Source organism: Chitinophaga sp. ARDCPP14 (assembly GCF_051362515.1).
Classification (GTDB): domain Bacteria; phylum Bacteroidota; class Bacteroidia; order Chitinophagales; family Chitinophagaceae; genus Chitinophaga.
In genome coordinates this window covers 29,470-45,951 of record NZ_JBKIXB010000011.1, presented here as the reverse complement: position 1 = coordinate 45,951, position 16,482 = coordinate 29,470, and the positions used below count along the sequence as shown (strand labels likewise).

Here is a 16,482-nt window from a genome sequence, read left to right as displayed (position 1 = left end):
TAGTAATTCTTATGCCAAAAGTAACCGTTAATAAAAGCGAAGCCTGCGTGATAACCGCGCCAGATGAGCCTGTAACAAATCCTTCAGGCTGTTTACCCACTGCGGCATTATTACACAATTGAGTGATATTATCCCCACTTATAAAAAAAGACAGATCCCGATAACCGGCCACCACAGCCATTTTATAATCATATCATCATCCGGCACCTGATTTGTTTCCGGATTAAAATGTAACCAGATCCCAATATTGTGTCGTATGAAAAAGAAAATTACCAGCCTTCTCGTTGAAGAAAAAGCAGATCAACGCATCCAGTTTTACCTGTCCTTAGACCTGCTGAAAGTTAACCAGGCCTGTGTTTGCCAGGACAACACCTTTGAGGCGCTTGCCTATCTGAAACTACAACCCGGTTTCGTCCCCGATTATATATTTATTAGTTCGGGGGTACCAGTTGCACATGCTGCCTTGTTTATTCAGCAAATCCGCAGGTTAAAAAGGCTGGCCACTGTACCTGTGATACATTTTGCAGCGGCCGCAGAGCAGCTACCCCTTGATAACCTCAGCACGCATGGCTTCTCGGACTGTTTGCCCAAGCAGTCTGATATTTATTGTTTAAGAGATGCACTGAAAATCATCTTTGAAAAGGATTACAGCAGGACAGTTATCTCAGAACCTGTTCCGGTGCTGAGCAACGTGGCTTCACTGATAAAGGAAATGATGCACGGAAATCAAACAACACAGGAAGCGCCCCGTCGATTATCTGCCTGATCCGTTATTTTAAATACAACATATGGCGTTACAACCTTCCGGCAATATAGCAAGGAAGGCAGGGATACTCCTGCATATTACTTCATTGCCCGGCCCTTTTGGAATAGGAGATATGGGGCCTGCTGCACGGAAGTTTGCTGACCAGCTGCACAACAGTGGCCAGCAGATATGGCAGGTGCTGCCTGTAAATCCTGTTGATATTTCCAATGCATCCCCGTACAGTGCGTTATCCGCTATGGCGGGAAACATTTTGCTGATCAGCCCGGAATTGCTGATGGAAGACGGATTGCTGGATAAAGAGATGTTGGTAAAATTTACTTTGCCTTCGGCAGATACGGTGGATTTCAATGTGGCCGCGCGGTATAAAATGGCCATCCTGGAATCGGCCTGGTTAAATTACAGCAACGGCGTTTATCCTGCAATAGCGGCCGACTTTGACGCCTTCTGCAATCGTGAGGCAGCATGGCTGAAAAGTTATGCCACGCACAAAGCGCTGTCTGTCAAATACGGCGGCAAACCCTGGCAGGAATGGGATGCGCCCGACCGTAAGAAAGATGCCCGTCTCAGCACTGAATACGCCGCCATCAGTTTAAAGGAACAGTGGTGGCAGTTCATCTTCGACCGGCAGTGGCAGCAACTGAAAACATATTGCCACCAGCGGAACATTCAATTGTTCGGAGACCTGCCTTTTTATATCAGCCACGCGGCAGCAGATGTATGGAGCCACCGCGAACTTTTCCTGCTGGACGATAAAGGTAACATGACCAGCGTAGCGGGCGTACCGCCGGATTATTTTAACGAAAACGGGCAACGGTGGAATATGCCCATCTATCACTGGCCACAACTTAAAAGTACCGGCTACGACTGGTGGATGCAAAGGATTAAACGGAACATGCATTGGTTCGACCTTCTCCGGCTCGACCACTTCCGCGCCTTTGCCGCTTTCTGGCAGGTGCCCGCCACGGCGCCCACTGCAAAAACCGGCGAATGGCAACCAGGTCCGGGTGGCGACCTGCTGAAAGCCATGATCAGCACTTTTCCCGGCAATCCTTTTGTAGCAGAAGACCTCGGCGACATCGATAAAGCGGTGACAGACCTCCGGGACCAGTTCCGGTTACCAGGTATGAAAGTATTACAGTTCGCCTTCGGCGATGATATGCCCGTAAGTGTGCATATCCCCCATCACTATCCGCAAAACTGCTACGCATATACCGGCACACACGATAACAATACCATTGCCGGATGGATAGAAGAAGAGGCATCGCCGGCTGCATGCAATCGCCTGAAACAATACGCCGGCATTACGCCCGGTAAAAAGAAAAAACACCTCCTGCCTGCCCGCATGATATATGCTTCTGTTGCGGCCAATGCCATACTGCCCATGCAGGATGTACTTGGGCTCGGCGCTGCCGCCAGAATGAACAAACCCGCAGCAGAAGGGCAACATTGGGCATGGCGAATGCTGCCGGGGCAGTTCGACAAAAAGACCATCACAAGATTAAAAAAATGGACACAGCTGTATAACCGGTAATTTTATGAACAGATACGATTTGGCAGGAATATTCACCAACGCAGATGGAGCTACCACCTTCCGGCTGTGGGCGCCTTTCCGTAAGGAAGTGGCGTTGCAACTGCACGACCGCCTCTTACCAATGGAACGTTCAGCGGAAGGATATTGGGAACTAACGCTAACGGACATACGCCCCGGAACACGGTACACCTACCTGCTGGATAACCAGCTGCAACGCCCCGACCCGGCTTCCCGCTGGCAGCCGGAAGGCGTACACGGCCCATCCGTTATTCCTGAAACGTCGTTCACATTTACAGATGATCACTGGACCGGTATTGACCCCGAAAAAATGATCATCTATGAAATACATACAGGCACATTCTCTGCCGGAGGCAACTTCCGGGGCATCATCCAACACCTGCATTACCTGAAAGAACTTGGCATTACAGCCATTGAAATAATGCCCATCGCGCAATTTCCGGGTAACCGCAACTGGGGATACGACGGCGTATATCCGTTCGCGGTACACAACAGCTATGGCACACCGGATGAACTGAAAACGCTTGTTAATGCAGCCCATGCATTGGACATCGCTGTGATCCTGGATGTGGTATATAATCACCAGGGCCCGGAAGGCAACTACTTCTCCGACTTCGCGCCCTGGTTCACCGATAAGTATAAAACACCCTGGGGCGATGCCGTTAACTTCGACGGCCCCTGGTGCGATGGCGTCCGTAACTTTTATATACAAAACGCCTTAATGTGGCTGGAGGAGTTTCATATCGATGGCCTCCGTCTCGATGCGGTGCACGCGTTCTCCGACAACAGCGCTGTGCATTTCACAGAAGAGCTGTCGGCAGCCGTAAAAGACCTGCAGGAGCGCACCGGCAAGCGGAAAGTGCTGATCGGTGAAATAGACCTCAACGATCCACGCTTTATCAACTCCGCATCAGCAGGAGGTTACGGCCTTGATGCGCAGTGGGTGGATGAATTCCATCATGCCTTGCATAGCCTCCTAACCGGTGAGCAGCAAGGATATTACGAAGACTTTGGCGCCGTGTCACATCTCGCCCGCTCCTTTGAAAACGCCTACGTTTATACCGGCCAGTATTCCGTTCACCGCAAAAGGAAATTCGGCAGGGAACCTTCCGGTAACCCGTTCCACCAGTTCGTTGTTTTTTCACAAAACCACGACCAAACCGGCAACAGGATGCTGGGTGAACGGCTGTCGTCACTGGTTCCGTTTGAAGCGCTCAAACTGGCTGCTGCCACCGTCATATTATCTCCCTTTATTCCCTTATTATTTATGGGAGAAGAATATGGAGAAAAAAATCCGTTCCTGTTTTTCACCTCTCATACAGACCCCGCACTCATGAAGGCAGTAAAGGAAGGACGGCAGCGGGAATTTGCACACGCCGGCGAAGCGCCCGATCCACAGGACGCTGCTACTTTTCAGCGAAGTAAATTAAGCTGGAATACCACTGGTGATAACAACACGGCCCTGCTCAACTGCTATAAAGCATTGCTGGCGCTGCGTAAACAACAACCGGCTCTTTACAACACCGCCCGGGAAGGCACCCGTGTGCATCGTGCAGAAAATGAACGCCTGCTGATACTGGAGCGCCGCATGAACGCTGATACGCTGCTGATCATATTTAATTTCGATTCCAATACGCAAACAGTACCCTACACCACCCACGGCAAACTGCGGCAGATATTTGATTCTGCCAGTACGCGGTTCAACGGACCAGGTACATTACCTCCAGCTGAAAACGAAAACCAACTGGTAATACCACCTTTATCTGCTGTTGTTTATGAAATAATTGCTTATGAAAACTGATACTACTTACCCTCTTTCCACGTACCGCATACAGTTCAATGATGCATTTACCTTTGCACACCTGGAAGAAATACTCGACTACCTGCAACAACTGGGCATCACCACCATTTATGCATCTCCCATATTCGATGCAGTACCCGGCAGTTTACACGGATACGATGGCATTCATCCCCACCGCATCAACCCTGCCATTGGCACACTGGACGACCTCCGCAGGATCAGCGCTGCACTCAAACAACGCGGCATGACCTGGATACAGGACATTGTACCCAATCACATGGCGCTGCATCCCGGCAATGCCTGGCTGATGGATACATTGGAAAGAGGCCCTTCCTCCCCCTGGTATCATTTCTTTGATATCGATTGGGAGTACCGCGATCCGCAACTCCACGGCCGGCTGATGGTTCCTTTCCTCGACCGGCCATTGCCGCAGGCCATCACTGAAAAACAGATCGCCTTTACAGCTGATACGGAAGGTTTTAAATTCGATACCGGCGGACTGCAATTCCCGCTGTCGGCTACCGCCTATGATATTCTCCTCGATGCCTTCGACGATTTACATCCGCAGATATACGAATGCCTGCTTACCCTCAAACAAAACAGCCGGCTGCCATTATCGCCGGAAGATTGGTCTGCACAGAAGCAACGGCTGTTTACCGGTTTGCTGCAAACAACCATACTCAACACATTCCTGGAACAGGTGAACAACCACGAAGCGCTGCTCACCCTGTTGCTGGAACAACAATACTATCTTTTTACCTACTGGCGCGAAGTGGAGCAACGGATCAACTACCGCCGCTTCTTTACCGTAAATGGACTCCTCACCCTGCGGATGGAAGACAAACAGGTATTTGACACCTGGCACAAATTCCTGCACGAGCTATACCAGGAAGGTCTTATCCAGGGACTACGCATCGATCATATCGACGGCCTGATGGAACCGGCTATGTATGTACGCAGGCTCCGCGAACGCTTTGGGGACAACTGTTACATTATAGCAGAAAAGATCCTGGCAGAAGGAGAGTCATTGCCGGAGAACTGGCACCTGGATGGCGCCACCGGCTATGAATTTTTGTCGGATGTAAATCACCTGCTCACCAATCACTGGGGCGATGAAAAGATCAGCCGCTTTTACCGGGCCCTGTTCCCCGGACTCGCCAAATACCGTCAGCTGGTGCAGAATAAAAAAACAATGATCCTGCAAACACAACTCAGCGCCGAATGGGATAACCTGGTGCACCTGTTGTTCCAATACCAGCTGGCGCCAAAAAACACCGACCGCCAGAAGCTGAAAGCGGCGCTGGGATTATGGATGGTATGCATGCCTGTATACCGTGTTTATCCTGAAATATGGCCACTGCCTGAAAACGACATACATATTCTTGAAGAAGCGCTTACCGCTGCCGCACAACGTGTGCCTGCATTAACAGAGGAGTTTACCCTGATCCGCTCCTGGTGGGAGGAAGATTTCGAAAAACCTGCTGTTGCTTTAAAGTTTTTAAAAAGACTGATGCAGTTTACCGGCCCGCTCACCGCAAAGGGCGTGGAAGACACCGTATTTTATGTGTATAATGCCCTGCTTTCGCACAACGAAGTAGGAGATTCACCCGCAGGTTATAAATGCACACCGGCGACTTTTCACGAACGCAGTATCAAACGGCAGGAATTATTTCCGGGATCACTGAATGCTACTGCCACGCACGACACCAAACGTGGCGAAGATGCGCGCATCCGCTTAAATGTACTCACCCTGCTTCCCGACCTTTGGATTCAGCAGGTACAGCAATGGCATGCCATGAACAGCATTTTCCGCGAAGAAACCGCACCGGCGCAAAATGATGAATACTTCATCTACCAATCCATCATCGCAGGCTTTCCTGAAAACAATGATCCCGGAGAAGATTTTATCACACGGCTTTCCGATTATCTCATCAAAGCGCTGCGCGAATCAAAAGAACACAGCAACTGGACTGCGCCGGACGAAGCTTATGAAAACAGCTGCCTGCATTTTATCCAACGGTTGTTTTCCCCGGATCATGGCTTCCTGGAAAGCCTCCGCATTTTTATGGAAAAGATCAACCAGCATGCGCCTATATATTCACTCAGCCAGCTGCTGCTGAAAATTACGGCGCCGGGCATACCGGATATCTACCAGGGCTGCGAACTGTGGGACTTCAGCTTTGTAGATCCCGATAACCGCCGCCCGGTAAATTATCTCAACCGCATCAATATGCTGTCACTGATGCAGCAGCTGGAAGAAGATGATCCGGCCGCGTTAATAAAACTGCTGAAGGAAAACCGCCACTTTGCCTGGGAGAAATTATTTGTTGCTGCCAAAGCTTTACAATTCAGGAAAGCACATGCTGCACTTTTTCAGCAAGGCGACTATCTCCCGCTCAGCGGCGACCAGGATCCGCTGATAGCCTATGCCCGGCAACATGAACAGGATATCTGCCTGGTAATAGCGCCGCTATTAAATGCGGATAATAATATGGGCCAGCGGTGGTTGGTGCTGGATAACAATATGCCACAGCAATGGCGTAATATATTTACGGGAGAAAGGATAACAACAGAAAACGGGAAGCTTCCGCTGGCATTATTGGATCGCTTCCCGGTTGCCCTGCTGGAAATGGTATCAGGCTGATTTATCTTCTTCCTTCATTAATAAAATAAGCGATCTGCCCGCTGCCATCAACTGGCTGCCGGCGGTATATTCATCGCCTTCCTCATTGGTGGCAGTGTTCACCACCATCTTCCAGCGGTCGCCATATGCTGCCGGCGGTAGCTGAAAACCCAGTTCATCATGATGTGCGTTAAAGATGATATAAAAGCTGTCGTCCAGGATTTTGTTTCCTTTTTCATCGCGGGTGCGTAAACTGAGTCCATTGAGATAAACACCCAGGGAACGGGCAAAGTCGGTATCCCAGTGCTCTTCAGACATAGGCGTACCTTCCGGCAGGAACCAGGCGATATCCTCTACGCCCACACTCTCCACCGGCTCGCCCCGGAACCAGCGCTTGCGGCAGAATACCGGGTGCTGCCGGCGAAGCGCAATCATCTTTTTTGTAAAGGCAAGTAGTTCTTCATCTATGCCTGCCCAGTTCAGCCAGCTCACTTCATTATCCTGGCAATAGGCATTATTGTTTCCCTGCTGTGTTCTTCCTGCTTCGTCGCCGGCCAGCAACATCGGAACGCCTTGTGATAAGAACAGGGTGGCGATGAAGTTTCTTTTTTGCCGGAGTCGTAATGTATTCACCAGCGGATCATGCGAGGGTCCTTCATTGCCGCAGTTCCAGGAGCGGTTATGACTTTCTCCGTCTTTATTGTCTTCCCCGTTGGCTTCATTATGTTTCTCATTATAAGATACCAGGTCGTGCAAGGTGAATCCATCATGCGCGGTAATGAAATTAACGCTGGCAGTGGGGCGGCGATAATCTTCTTTATAAAGATCCGCACTGCCGGTGATCCGGGAAGCAAATTCCGCGAGCGTGCTGTCGGCTCCCCGCCAGTAATCACGGATACTGTCGCGGTATTTGCCGTTCCACTCTGCCCAGCCGGGCGGAAACTTACCTACCTGGTAGCCGCCTTCGCCCACATCCCAGGGTTCCGCAATAAGCTTTACCTGTGAAATAACCGGGTCCTGGTGGATGATGTCGAAGAAGGCGCTGAGCCGGTCTACTTCATGCAGCTCACGCGCCAGCGTAGCTGCCAGGTCGAAGCGAAAACCATCCACATGCATGTCTGTAATCCAGTAACGCAGGCTGTCCATGATCAGGCGCAGTACATTCGGCAACCGTGCATTCAACGTATTGCCGGTACCGGTATAATCCATGTAATACCTTTTATCTTCTGTAAGGCGGTAATACACCGCGTTGTCCACGCCTTTGAAGGAAAGGGTGGGTCCCAGGTGATTGCCCTCGGCGGTGTGGTTGTATACCACGTCCAGTATTACCTCAATACCGGCGGCATGCAGCGCTTTTACCATCTCCTTAAATTCCGTGACCTGTTCACCACAACAGCCGGAAGCGGCATATCGTGCATCCGGCGCAAAAAAACCAATGCTGTTATATCCCCAGTAATTCGTTAATCCTTTATCTACCAGGTAACGGTCGGCCACAAAATGATGTACCGGCATCAACTCCACCGCGGTAACGCCCAGCTGCTTTATATAATCAATGGTGGCCGGATGCGCCATGCCCCTGTAAGTGCCGCGTATTTCATCCGGAATACCGGGATGCAGTTTGGTGAAACCCTTTACATGCGTTTCATAAATAATGCTTTGCTGATAAGGAGTTTTAGGCGGCTTGTCACCGCCCCAGTTAAACTGTTGATCTATCACCACACTTTTGGGAACAAAAGGTGCGCTGTCTGTTTCACTGTAGCTCAGGTCTTCATCCGGATGCCCCGGTTCATATCCGAACAGCGAATTATGCCAGTTGATAGTTCCGCTCACCGCTTTCGCATAGGGATCTATCAGCAGCTTATTGGGGTTAAAGCGGTGTCCTTCTGCCGGTTCATACGGGCCATGTACCCGGTAGCCGTATAAAAGACCAGGCTTCGCACCAGGGAGATAGACATGCCATACATTACTGCTGCGGTCCGAAAGACGGACAGTATCGTATGCGCTTCCTGCAGGATCATTAAACAGGCACAGCTCCACCCGGGTAGCATTTTCTGCATACAACGCAAAGTTTACGCCCTGGCCGTCCCAGGTGGCGCCCAACGGGAAAGGGCTTCCGGGATATGTTGTTGTTTCCATATATCAGGTTACTACTTTTAGAATATAGTTATTCAGCAGGAACTTCCTCTCATCAAAGCCGATGCCATACATAGGAAACGTTTTCCTTGACCGCCCCTGTAAACAGATTAAATTATCCATATATTTGCTTAGACCAGCATTTGAATAATGGACCCACTATCTACCCTGCATATCCGGATCATTAACCAGGTTTTTGAACTGGACAAGAAAACAAGTACCAAACCGGAGCTGCTATCCCTGCAACGTAATATAGACCGGATCAAACAGCATTTTGAAGAAGCCGGATATACCATTCTTAATCCATTGGGTGAACCGTACCGGGAAACACGGGTGGATTACGAAGCCAGTATCACCGGTGATATGTCGCCGGACATGGAAATAGTAAATGTGATCAAACCTGTTGTATATTATACTGCCGGGGGACAAAAGTCCATTTTACAAAAAGGGGTAGTCATTGCCGCCGCAAAATAAACCTATGAACAACCAAATTAATTTCGGTATCGACCTGGGCACCACCAACTCCCTGATCGCCAGGTTCCAGAACGGCGCCGTGGAAATCTTCAAAAACCCGTTTGGCCAGAAAGAAACACTGCCTTCGGTGGTGGCCTTCCGGAAAGACAGGATCATTGTTGGCGACAAAGCCCGTGAACTAATAGAGAAAGATCCGGAAAATGTATTTTCTTCTTTCAAAAGAAAAATGGGAACATCGGAATCTTTTTTTGTGCCCAATACCAGCGATTTTAAAACACCGGTAGAACTCTCTGCCCTGGTACTCCGCGAACTCAAAAACTTTATCTATACCGGTGAAAAACCGGAAGCAGTGATCATCACGATCCCCGCTTCTTTTGACACGATCCAGTCGAACGCTACCAAGAAAGCCGGCAACGATGCGGGCTTCAGTGAAGTACTGCTGTTGCAGGAGCCCATTGCCGCCAGCCTGGCTTTTGCCAACAAACAGGCCAACGCTACCTCCCTGCAGGGCCAATGGCTGGTGTATGATCTTGGCGGTGGCACTTTCGACGTGGCCCTCGTGAAAATTGTGGATGGTGAAATGCGTGTTACCGATCATGAAGGAGATAACTATCTTGGCGGCGTTGACTTCGACATCGCCATCATAGAGCAACTGGTGATCCCTGCCCTGCAACAACAACACGCCTTCCCCGACCTGCTCAACGAGATGCGCAGCGCACGCGGTAAATACAATACCCTGTATCATATCCTGCTTAAAAAGGCAGAAGAAGTAAAAGTGCAGCTCACCGCCAGTTCTTCTGCAGAAATAGAATTCGAGATCACTGATGCCGGCGGACAGACACAGGATATTTATCTCACCATCACCCGCGAACAATTTGAAACCGTTATATACGACCGCATACAATATTCCGTTGATCTGGTAAAAAGGATCATCGACCGTAACCACCTCACCGCTGCCGATATCAAAGAAGTAGTGATGATCGGCGGCAGTACCTACATCCCGCTGGTAAAAAACCTGGTTACCGCACAACTGGGCATCCCGGTTAATTGCAGCGTAGATCCTACCACTGCTGTAGCCGCAGGCGCAGCATGGTATGCCGGTACCAAAACAATTACCCCGTCCAAATCCGCAGCCAGCAAACCTTTGGCAGCAGGCATACCGGACATCCGGTTTAAAACTGCCTACCAGAAAAACACTGCCGATAAAGAAGAATATTTCACTGCCATCGTAACCGGTCCTGTAGCCGGACTAAGCTATCGCATTGTGCGTACCGACGGCGGCTACGACAGCGGCATCAAACCGCTGCAGGAACGCATATCCGAAATGTTGCTGCTGGCTGAAAATACCAGCAACGCATTTAATATCCTGGTATTCGATGCCGCCCACAACGAACTGCCGGTACAGGCACCGGTGATCGCTATTTCCCAGGGCAAGTTCAACATTCATGGTCAGCCACTGCCCAACGATATCTGCATTGAAATAGATGACCTGGAAAATAATACGACCAAGCTGGAACTTATCTTTGAAAAGAACGCCATCCTCCCGCTGAGGAAAACAATCATCAAAGAAGTGATGAAAACCATCCTGCGCACCAGCCAGGACAGCCTGCTGATCAACGTACTGGAAGGCAGTCGCTATGCCATCCCGGGCAGTTGTATCCCTCTCGGCATGATTGAAATAAAAAGCACAGACCTCATCACCGACCTTGTAAAAGGCTCCGATGTGGAAATTACTTTGCAGATCAGCGAAAGCAGGGACCTGTCCGTGAAAGCAGTATTGCTCATGAACGAACAGGAATTCTCCGAAGTATTCAACCCGATGGTCAGGAAAATAAACACTGGTAAACTGCTCGACGATATCCGGCAGCTGCGCCTGAGTGCATCTGAAAAAATAAAATCATTCAGGAGAAGCCAGCAATATGAACTGGCTGCCACGGTACAAGATATCATGGTGGATCTTGATCATATCAGCAACCGCCTGGAACTGCTCAGCACAGACGATGTGACCGATGAAAAATATCAGCTGGAAGAAAAGAAACGTAAACTCGCGCAACACCTCGACAGCACCGGGAAAGACCAGCTGATCGTGGAAATTACCGAACTCTATTTTAAACGGAAAGAATATTGTTTGTATAATATCCGGGAAGAAGAAGACAGCGCCCGCATGCTCCGTTTTGAAAAGGTCATTGCCGATGAAAGCGCCTGTCTTTCTTCACAAAGCTACTATGCAATCAAAGCAAAAATTGATGAGCTGAATGACCTCACCTGGGAAATAAGACGCAATAAACCCGAAACCTGGATCAATGCGTATTATTACTATGCCAATGTAAGTACAGAAGATTATACTGACCCGCAAACAGCTGCCCGTTTCAAGGAAATCGGAGAAAGAGCGCTGGAACGGAAAAATTATGAAGAACTGAAAGTAGCGGTGAATCAACTGTACAACCTCATGCCGGATACCAAAAAAGAAGCCGATCAGCTGAAAGGAACCGGGATCGGCTAATTGGCGATTTCCAGCTCTATGCCTGCGGCATTATTTTCCAGCAGGTTGAAGTGGAGACTGGTACTGTCTGTGAGCCCGATTTCAATAGGGATATTCCGGTTGGAAGTGGCCCAGTAATTGGGATCCAGTTTGAAAATAAGGCTGCTTTCTTTGAGGAAGTCTTTGGAATTTTTATAAGGCAGAATAAAAAAACCTTTGACCCGGTAAGCACGGATATCGTCCATTGCTCCCCTTGCCTCCATACTTCCATCCCAGTTTTGTCCAACATATACGTACAGCTGGTTAATCGTGAGCTGTAACGGCACAAAAGCACTGTCGCCAGGGGCGATATAGCAGGAATAAAAACTGTCCGGTGTCTGAATCATGGCGATTGCCGGGGCTATTAACCGGTTATAGAGATGCAGGCTTTGCCGCGGAGCCGATTTTGCTTTCGGAGTGGACTCCGTTCCTCCCGGCTTACTATCCGTCAGCTGCTCTTCCGCCGTCTCCGATACAGTGGTATCGGTGGTTTTCCTGAAGGGTACTTTCAACGCCGCCATTAAATCAGGGCCGTATACATCGTCGCCTGTTTCCGGCATTTTACCAGCATACTTGTTCAACGTATATGCCGCGTCCATTTGTAAATTAGCCAGGAGATATTTTACAGGTTGATAAGTGGGGTCATGAGTAAAATACACGACCTCGGTAGTTGCCTTCGGCTGTGGCTTCTTTGTTATTATCCTGGACATCATGCTGAAAAACACTAAAGCCGATATGAGAAGAATTAACGTTCCTGCACCTTCCTCACTTATCCATCGCGGTTTAAGCGGGCCTATAAAATGTCCTACCCACTGCGCAAGCGATCTGTTTGCCCGCTGCTCTTTCCTGTAGCCTTTCATCTTCAGTCTCCAACGCTCCTTTTCCTCCTGTACATAGGTCGTAGTATGCAGCTTTCCCACGAGTTCAAGTGCAGACATTCCATTTTTAAAATCATCCCGGTAGGTAGCCAGGCCCAGGTTTATTAAACAAATACCATAGTCACTTCTAAACTCATGAAACTCACGCGGCAGCACATTTAGTTGCTGTATGAGCGTAATGTTAGCAAAAACTGATAACTCTTTCCATGGAATCACCTCCGCCGCTCTGAGCTTAGTAATAACAATTTTCACCTGTTCTTCCAGCACTCTCAGATAACGGAATATCCGCCCATAACTGGTAGTAGTATGTTCCCCATCCAGCAGCCAGGGATTGGCAAAAAGATGGGAGGTATTTTGCAGCCGCTGATGTTTCAAACTATCCAGTACCGCATTTGTAAACAGCGGTTCATAATAAGGAGAGATAAATTTCAGAAACGCATGTTCTTCGTAAAGCGGGTTATTGGCAAACCGGCCGGTGATATCACCCGTTTCCAGGAAATGCAGCAGTACGGGGTCGGCGGCGATCTGCGCATGATAGCGCAGCTCATTGCCTGCCGACAGCTGGTCAAAAAACTGCAGGAGCTGGTGCTTATTGAATACCCAATCATTTACTTTAAGTTGCTTATCATCGGACAGTTCCAGTTCTGCCAGCATTTTTTTCCGGAGAAGGGATAACGCAGCACTGTTCCCGGTATCTACGGGTCCACCATGAACGGCTTCCAGGAAACTAAGGGGATTCACATATTTCATAAGAAAGCAAAATAAATAAAAAAGCGGCTACTCCATCGGAATCAGGTCTACGCCGTTGAAATTATTGGTCAGCTGCCGGAGTTGCAGTTGCTGTTGCAGTTGGTTCTTTTCGGATAAGAAAACTTCTACCGGGATATAACGGTTGGAGTGCTGCCAGTAGCTGCTATCCAGGTTGAGCTGCAGGCAGGAGGTTTTCAGGAATGAGAGCGCATCATAAACAGGCATAAGAAAAAAACCTTTAGCACGATAAGATGGTACGTAGTCCATTGCATACTCCGCCTTCCATTCCGGGTCCCAGCCTGTGCCGGCATAAAAGTATACCCTGCTTATGGAAAGCGGCAGGGGCACAAAGGCGCTGTCGAACGGCGCTATGTAACACGAGTAAAAAGAGTCGGGCGTTTGCACCATTGTAATCAGCGCTCCATCCTGGCGGTTAATTACCTGCATACTTTGCCGGTGCGCGGCATCGTTCCGGGAGCTGTCTTCCGGCGCCCACTTCCTCGACCGGCCAAAAGGCGGACGCACAAAGCCGGCGCCGTAATCTCCCTGCATCCGTACGGCTTTCATAAAATCGGCGCCATACACATCTGCGCCTGTGGCAGGAACTGGCAGCCTGGTACCTTCCAATAGCTTCTTCGCACGCTTTTCATTGTCCATCAGTAACTGTGATAAAAGATACTGCATAGTCAGCGATGTGCGGGCGCCGGTAAAAATGCTGTTCGCACTTTCCCGGACCTTTATACGGGGTACCTGTTCCTGTTCAAAGCGCGCACCGATGATGATGGCCGTAATAATTACCAGCGCAATCCCTCCTTTCAGCAAAGTATCGCGGAGCAGTTTCCGGCGTTGTTGTTTCGTTTTATACTCTCTCCCGAAAAACCTGCCCAGCAATGATTTGCGGCTGGCAGCTTTTTCTTCCAGTTGCTGTAAATATTTGACTGTTTCTTCTCTCACATACGCGCCGCATTTCAACGCTTTTACGGCATACAGGATTTCCAGCGCTTTTTTATTTTCACGGGTACCATCCAGCGCCAGTGCGAAGTTGATCATGAGGATACCAGAGTCGTTTCTGAACTCCTGGAAAATTTCCGGCAATGCATTCAACACCTGTACCTGTTGCAAATTCACATACGGCGCTGCGTCCTTCCACCCCGAGCGGGGATCCGCCGTCCTGCGTTGTTCTGCTGCTTCCAGTATTTTATAGGATTCCTGTAATGCCCGGAATATTTTATCATAACTCCGGTGCTGGTGTTCGCCGTCCATTAGCAGCGGGTTCGCATACAGTTGCTCTACTACCGGCGCCTGCTGTTGTTTCAGGCTATCGAGTACCGCAGTGGTAAACACGGGCTCATAAAACGGCGCTATAAAAGTGAGGAAGGCAGGCGTATTGTAAAGCGGGTTATGATTAAAAAATCCTGTCAGCTTACCTGTTTCCAGGAAAACCAACAGGACGTTATCATCCCTGATCTGTTGATGTAAGTGTAATTTGCCGGGCGACTGCAGTTCATCAAAAAAAAGCAGCAGGTTGTTTTTGCTGAACCATTGCGCTCCTGCCCGTAATACCTTTTCTTCCGATAATTCCAGCTCTGCCATCATTTTTTTCCGGAGAAGGGATATCGCAGCAGTATCCTCCGTTGATACGGGTCCGCCATTCATCTTCTCCAGGAAAGCAAAGGGATTCAGGTATTTCATATACCGGCAAAATACTAAAAAAAGTAATCAGCCGGTTCAGGAAAACAGCAGGTAAGCCAGTATCAGTGTAACAATTACGTTAAACGTTTGGGCTATCAGGAATGCATATACCGGTTTCCTGCTTTCTGTGCCGATCAGGTCCTTGAAATTTGTTTCCAGCCCGATACTGGTAAATGCCAGCGCAAACCACAGTCCCTGTAAACTTTTCAGCGATCCTTTCACCGGCGCAATAGCAGCGGGCGACAACAAAAAGGAGAATACCAGCGACGCGATGATAAAGCCGATCACAAATTTTGGAAACCTGTCCCAGATCACTTTCAGCGTGGGCTTTTGCTCCTTATCGGCCGCATTCGGATGTTTGGTATACGTCCAGTATACGGAAATCGCAAAAGCGGCAATACCCAGTAACACATTCTGCGAAAACTTCACAATGGTGCTGATCTTCAGTGCAGTTTCACCTACCAGCGATCCGGATGCTACCACTGCCCCGGTAGTATCTATACTACCGCCCAGCCAGGCCCCTGTTACTTCTTCGGGGAACTGGAAATGATGGGCAATCATCGGCATAAAGATCATCATCGGGATGGCGGTGATCAATACCAGTGAGATCACCAGCGATAACTTCTTTGAATCGCCTTTAATAGCGCCGGAAGTAGCGATGGCGGCAGACACCCCGCAAATAGACACCGCGCTGGACAACATCATGGTCAGCTCTTTATCTATTTTCAGTTGCTTACATACCCAATAGGAAAAATACCAAACAGAAATAACGACCACCAATGCCTGTATCAGTCCAAGGGAACCGGCTTTCAGCACATCTGAAAAAATAACGGTGGTGCCGAGCAATACCAGCCCTATCTTCACAAAAAACTCCGACGTAAGGGATTCCCGGAACCAGGCAGGCAGTTTAAACAGGTTACCGATCAGCAACCCGATGATGAGGCTGAAAATTACCGCTTCCAGTCCCAGTTCATTCAACGCGGCATTACCCGCTACAATCAGCGCCAATGTGGTTAATATAAACACTGCCGGGAATACCAGCAGGGTATTTTTTAGTGATCTGCCGGTAAGAAAGGACCCGAGCAGGGCCACCAGCAACACGTAAATAAACTGTGCGCCGATCTTTAAAAAGTTGGCGCCGGTCAGCACCTTCGTGGTAAGGTCACCGGCGGTGCTCCATTTGTAATCCGGTAAAGCAACATGTACTCCGGCCAGCGAAAGCAGGATGATCAGGAACCCTAGTACGACAATGGCCCAATCTTCCTGTAAATAAGACTTAACTCCAGGCATATTTA

General features: G+C 49.3%; 10 protein-coding genes. 6 read left to right on the top strand and 4 right to left on the bottom strand.

The window, feature by feature from the left end; translation table 11 throughout:
- Positions 1-256: 256 nt before the first annotated feature.
- Genes ACLHR0_RS25400 through treY form a run of 4 tightly spaced genes read left to right on the top strand, consistent with a single transcriptional unit; the run spans position 257 to position 6,760 of the window.
- Entirely contained in the window at positions 257-766 is a 510-nt protein-coding gene (locus ACLHR0_RS25400) for a hypothetical protein (protein ID WP_436490423.1), read from the top strand.
- Between the two features lie 22 nt (positions 767-788).
- Positions 789-2,297, top strand: coding sequence for a 4-alpha-glucanotransferase (gene malQ / locus ACLHR0_RS25395; RefSeq protein ID WP_436490421.1), 1,509 nt, complete (start codon positions 789-791; stop codon positions 2,295-2,297).
- Between the two features lie 4 nt (positions 2,298-2,301).
- Positions 2,302-4,116 carry a malto-oligosyltrehalose trehalohydrolase gene (gene treZ / locus ACLHR0_RS25390; protein ID WP_436490420.1) on the top strand — a complete coding sequence of 605 codons (1,815 nt, stop codon included), beginning with the start codon at positions 2,302-2,304 and terminating at the stop codon, positions 4,114-4,116.
- On the top strand, positions 4,106-6,760 hold the full coding sequence (gene treY, locus ACLHR0_RS25385) for a malto-oligosyltrehalose synthase (protein WP_436490418.1): 2,655 nt from the start codon (positions 4,106-4,108) through the stop codon (positions 6,758-6,760). The genes treZ and treY overlap by 11 nt, the downstream gene beginning before the upstream one ends.
- On the opposite strand, the gene glgX is transcribed toward treY, so the two are convergent.
- Complete coding sequence (glgX, locus tag ACLHR0_RS25380; RefSeq protein ID WP_436490416.1) at positions 6,752-8,875, bottom strand: glycogen debranching protein GlgX; 2,124 nt, start codon at positions 8,873-8,875, stop codon at positions 6,752-6,754. The two genes, treY and glgX, sit on opposite strands and share 9 nt — an antisense overlap.
- A gap of 147 nt (positions 8,876-9,022) precedes the next feature.
- Here glgX and ACLHR0_RS25375 point away from each other — a divergent pair, with 147 nt between their 5' ends.
- Both ACLHR0_RS25375 and ACLHR0_RS25370 read left to right on the top strand, forming a co-directional pair.
- The gene (locus ACLHR0_RS25375; protein ID WP_370908180.1) at positions 9,023-9,346 is read left to right on the top strand and encodes a hypothetical protein; all 324 of its coding nucleotides are present in this window, start codon (positions 9,023-9,025) and stop codon (positions 9,344-9,346) included.
- Positions 9,347-9,350: 4 nt separating this feature from the next.
- The gene (locus tag ACLHR0_RS25370; protein ID WP_436490414.1) at positions 9,351-11,849 is read left to right on the top strand and encodes an Hsp70 family protein; all 2,499 of its coding nucleotides are present in this window, start codon (positions 9,351-9,353) and stop codon (positions 11,847-11,849) included.
- On the opposite strand, the gene ACLHR0_RS25365 is transcribed toward ACLHR0_RS25370, so the two are convergent.
- From ACLHR0_RS25365 to ACLHR0_RS25355, 3 genes are read right to left on the bottom strand one after another with little or no spacing between them, the layout of a single operon-like run.
- Positions 11,846-13,495 carry a hypothetical protein gene (locus tag ACLHR0_RS25365; RefSeq protein ID WP_436490412.1) on the bottom strand — a complete coding sequence of 550 codons (1,650 nt, stop codon included), beginning with the start codon at positions 13,493-13,495 and terminating at the stop codon, positions 11,846-11,848. The two genes, ACLHR0_RS25370 and ACLHR0_RS25365, sit on opposite strands and share 4 nt — an antisense overlap.
- Before the next feature lie 27 nt (positions 13,496-13,522).
- A complete protein-coding gene (locus ACLHR0_RS25360) occupies positions 13,523-15,187 on the bottom strand; it encodes a hypothetical protein (RefSeq protein ID WP_436490410.1) in 1,665 nt (554 codons plus the stop codon).
- A 36-nt stretch (positions 15,188-15,223) separates the two neighbouring features.
- Positions 15,224-16,477 carry a YeiH family protein gene (locus ACLHR0_RS25355; RefSeq protein WP_436490409.1) on the bottom strand — a complete coding sequence of 418 codons (1,254 nt, stop codon included), beginning with the start codon at positions 16,475-16,477 and terminating at the stop codon, positions 15,224-15,226.
- Positions 16,478-16,482: the final 5 nt, after the last annotated feature.

Excerpts from the sequence above, each read along its gene's own strand:
- glgX (WP_436490416.1), bottom strand. The coding sequence starts at position 8,875 with ATGGAAACAACAACATATCCCGGAAGCCCTTTCCCGTTGGGCGCCACC.
- ACLHR0_RS25370 (WP_436490414.1), top strand. The coding sequence starts at position 9,351 with ATGAACAACCAAATTAATTTCGGTATCGACCTGGGCACCACCAACTCC.
- treY (WP_436490418.1), top strand. The coding sequence starts at position 4,106 with ATGAAAACTGATACTACTTACCCTCTTTCCACGTACCGCATACAGTTC.
- malQ (WP_436490421.1), top strand. The coding sequence starts at position 789 with ATGGCGTTACAACCTTCCGGCAATATAGCAAGGAAGGCAGGGATACTC.
- ACLHR0_RS25375 (WP_370908180.1), top strand. The coding sequence starts at position 9,023 with ATGGACCCACTATCTACCCTGCATATCCGGATCATTAACCAGGTTTTT.
- ACLHR0_RS25365 (WP_436490412.1), bottom strand. The coding sequence starts at position 13,495 with ATGAAATATGTGAATCCCCTTAGTTTCCTGGAAGCCGTTCATGGTGGA.
- ACLHR0_RS25360 (WP_436490410.1), bottom strand. The coding sequence starts at position 15,187 with ATGAAATACCTGAATCCCTTTGCTTTCCTGGAGAAGATGAATGGCGGA.
- ACLHR0_RS25400 (WP_436490423.1), top strand. The coding sequence starts at position 257 with ATGAAAAAGAAAATTACCAGCCTTCTCGTTGAAGAAAAAGCAGATCAA.
- ACLHR0_RS25355 (WP_436490409.1), bottom strand. The coding sequence starts at position 16,477 with ATGCCTGGAGTTAAGTCTTATTTACAGGAAGATTGGGCCATTGTCGTA.
- treZ (WP_436490420.1), top strand. The coding sequence starts at position 2,302 with ATGAACAGATACGATTTGGCAGGAATATTCACCAACGCAGATGGAGCT.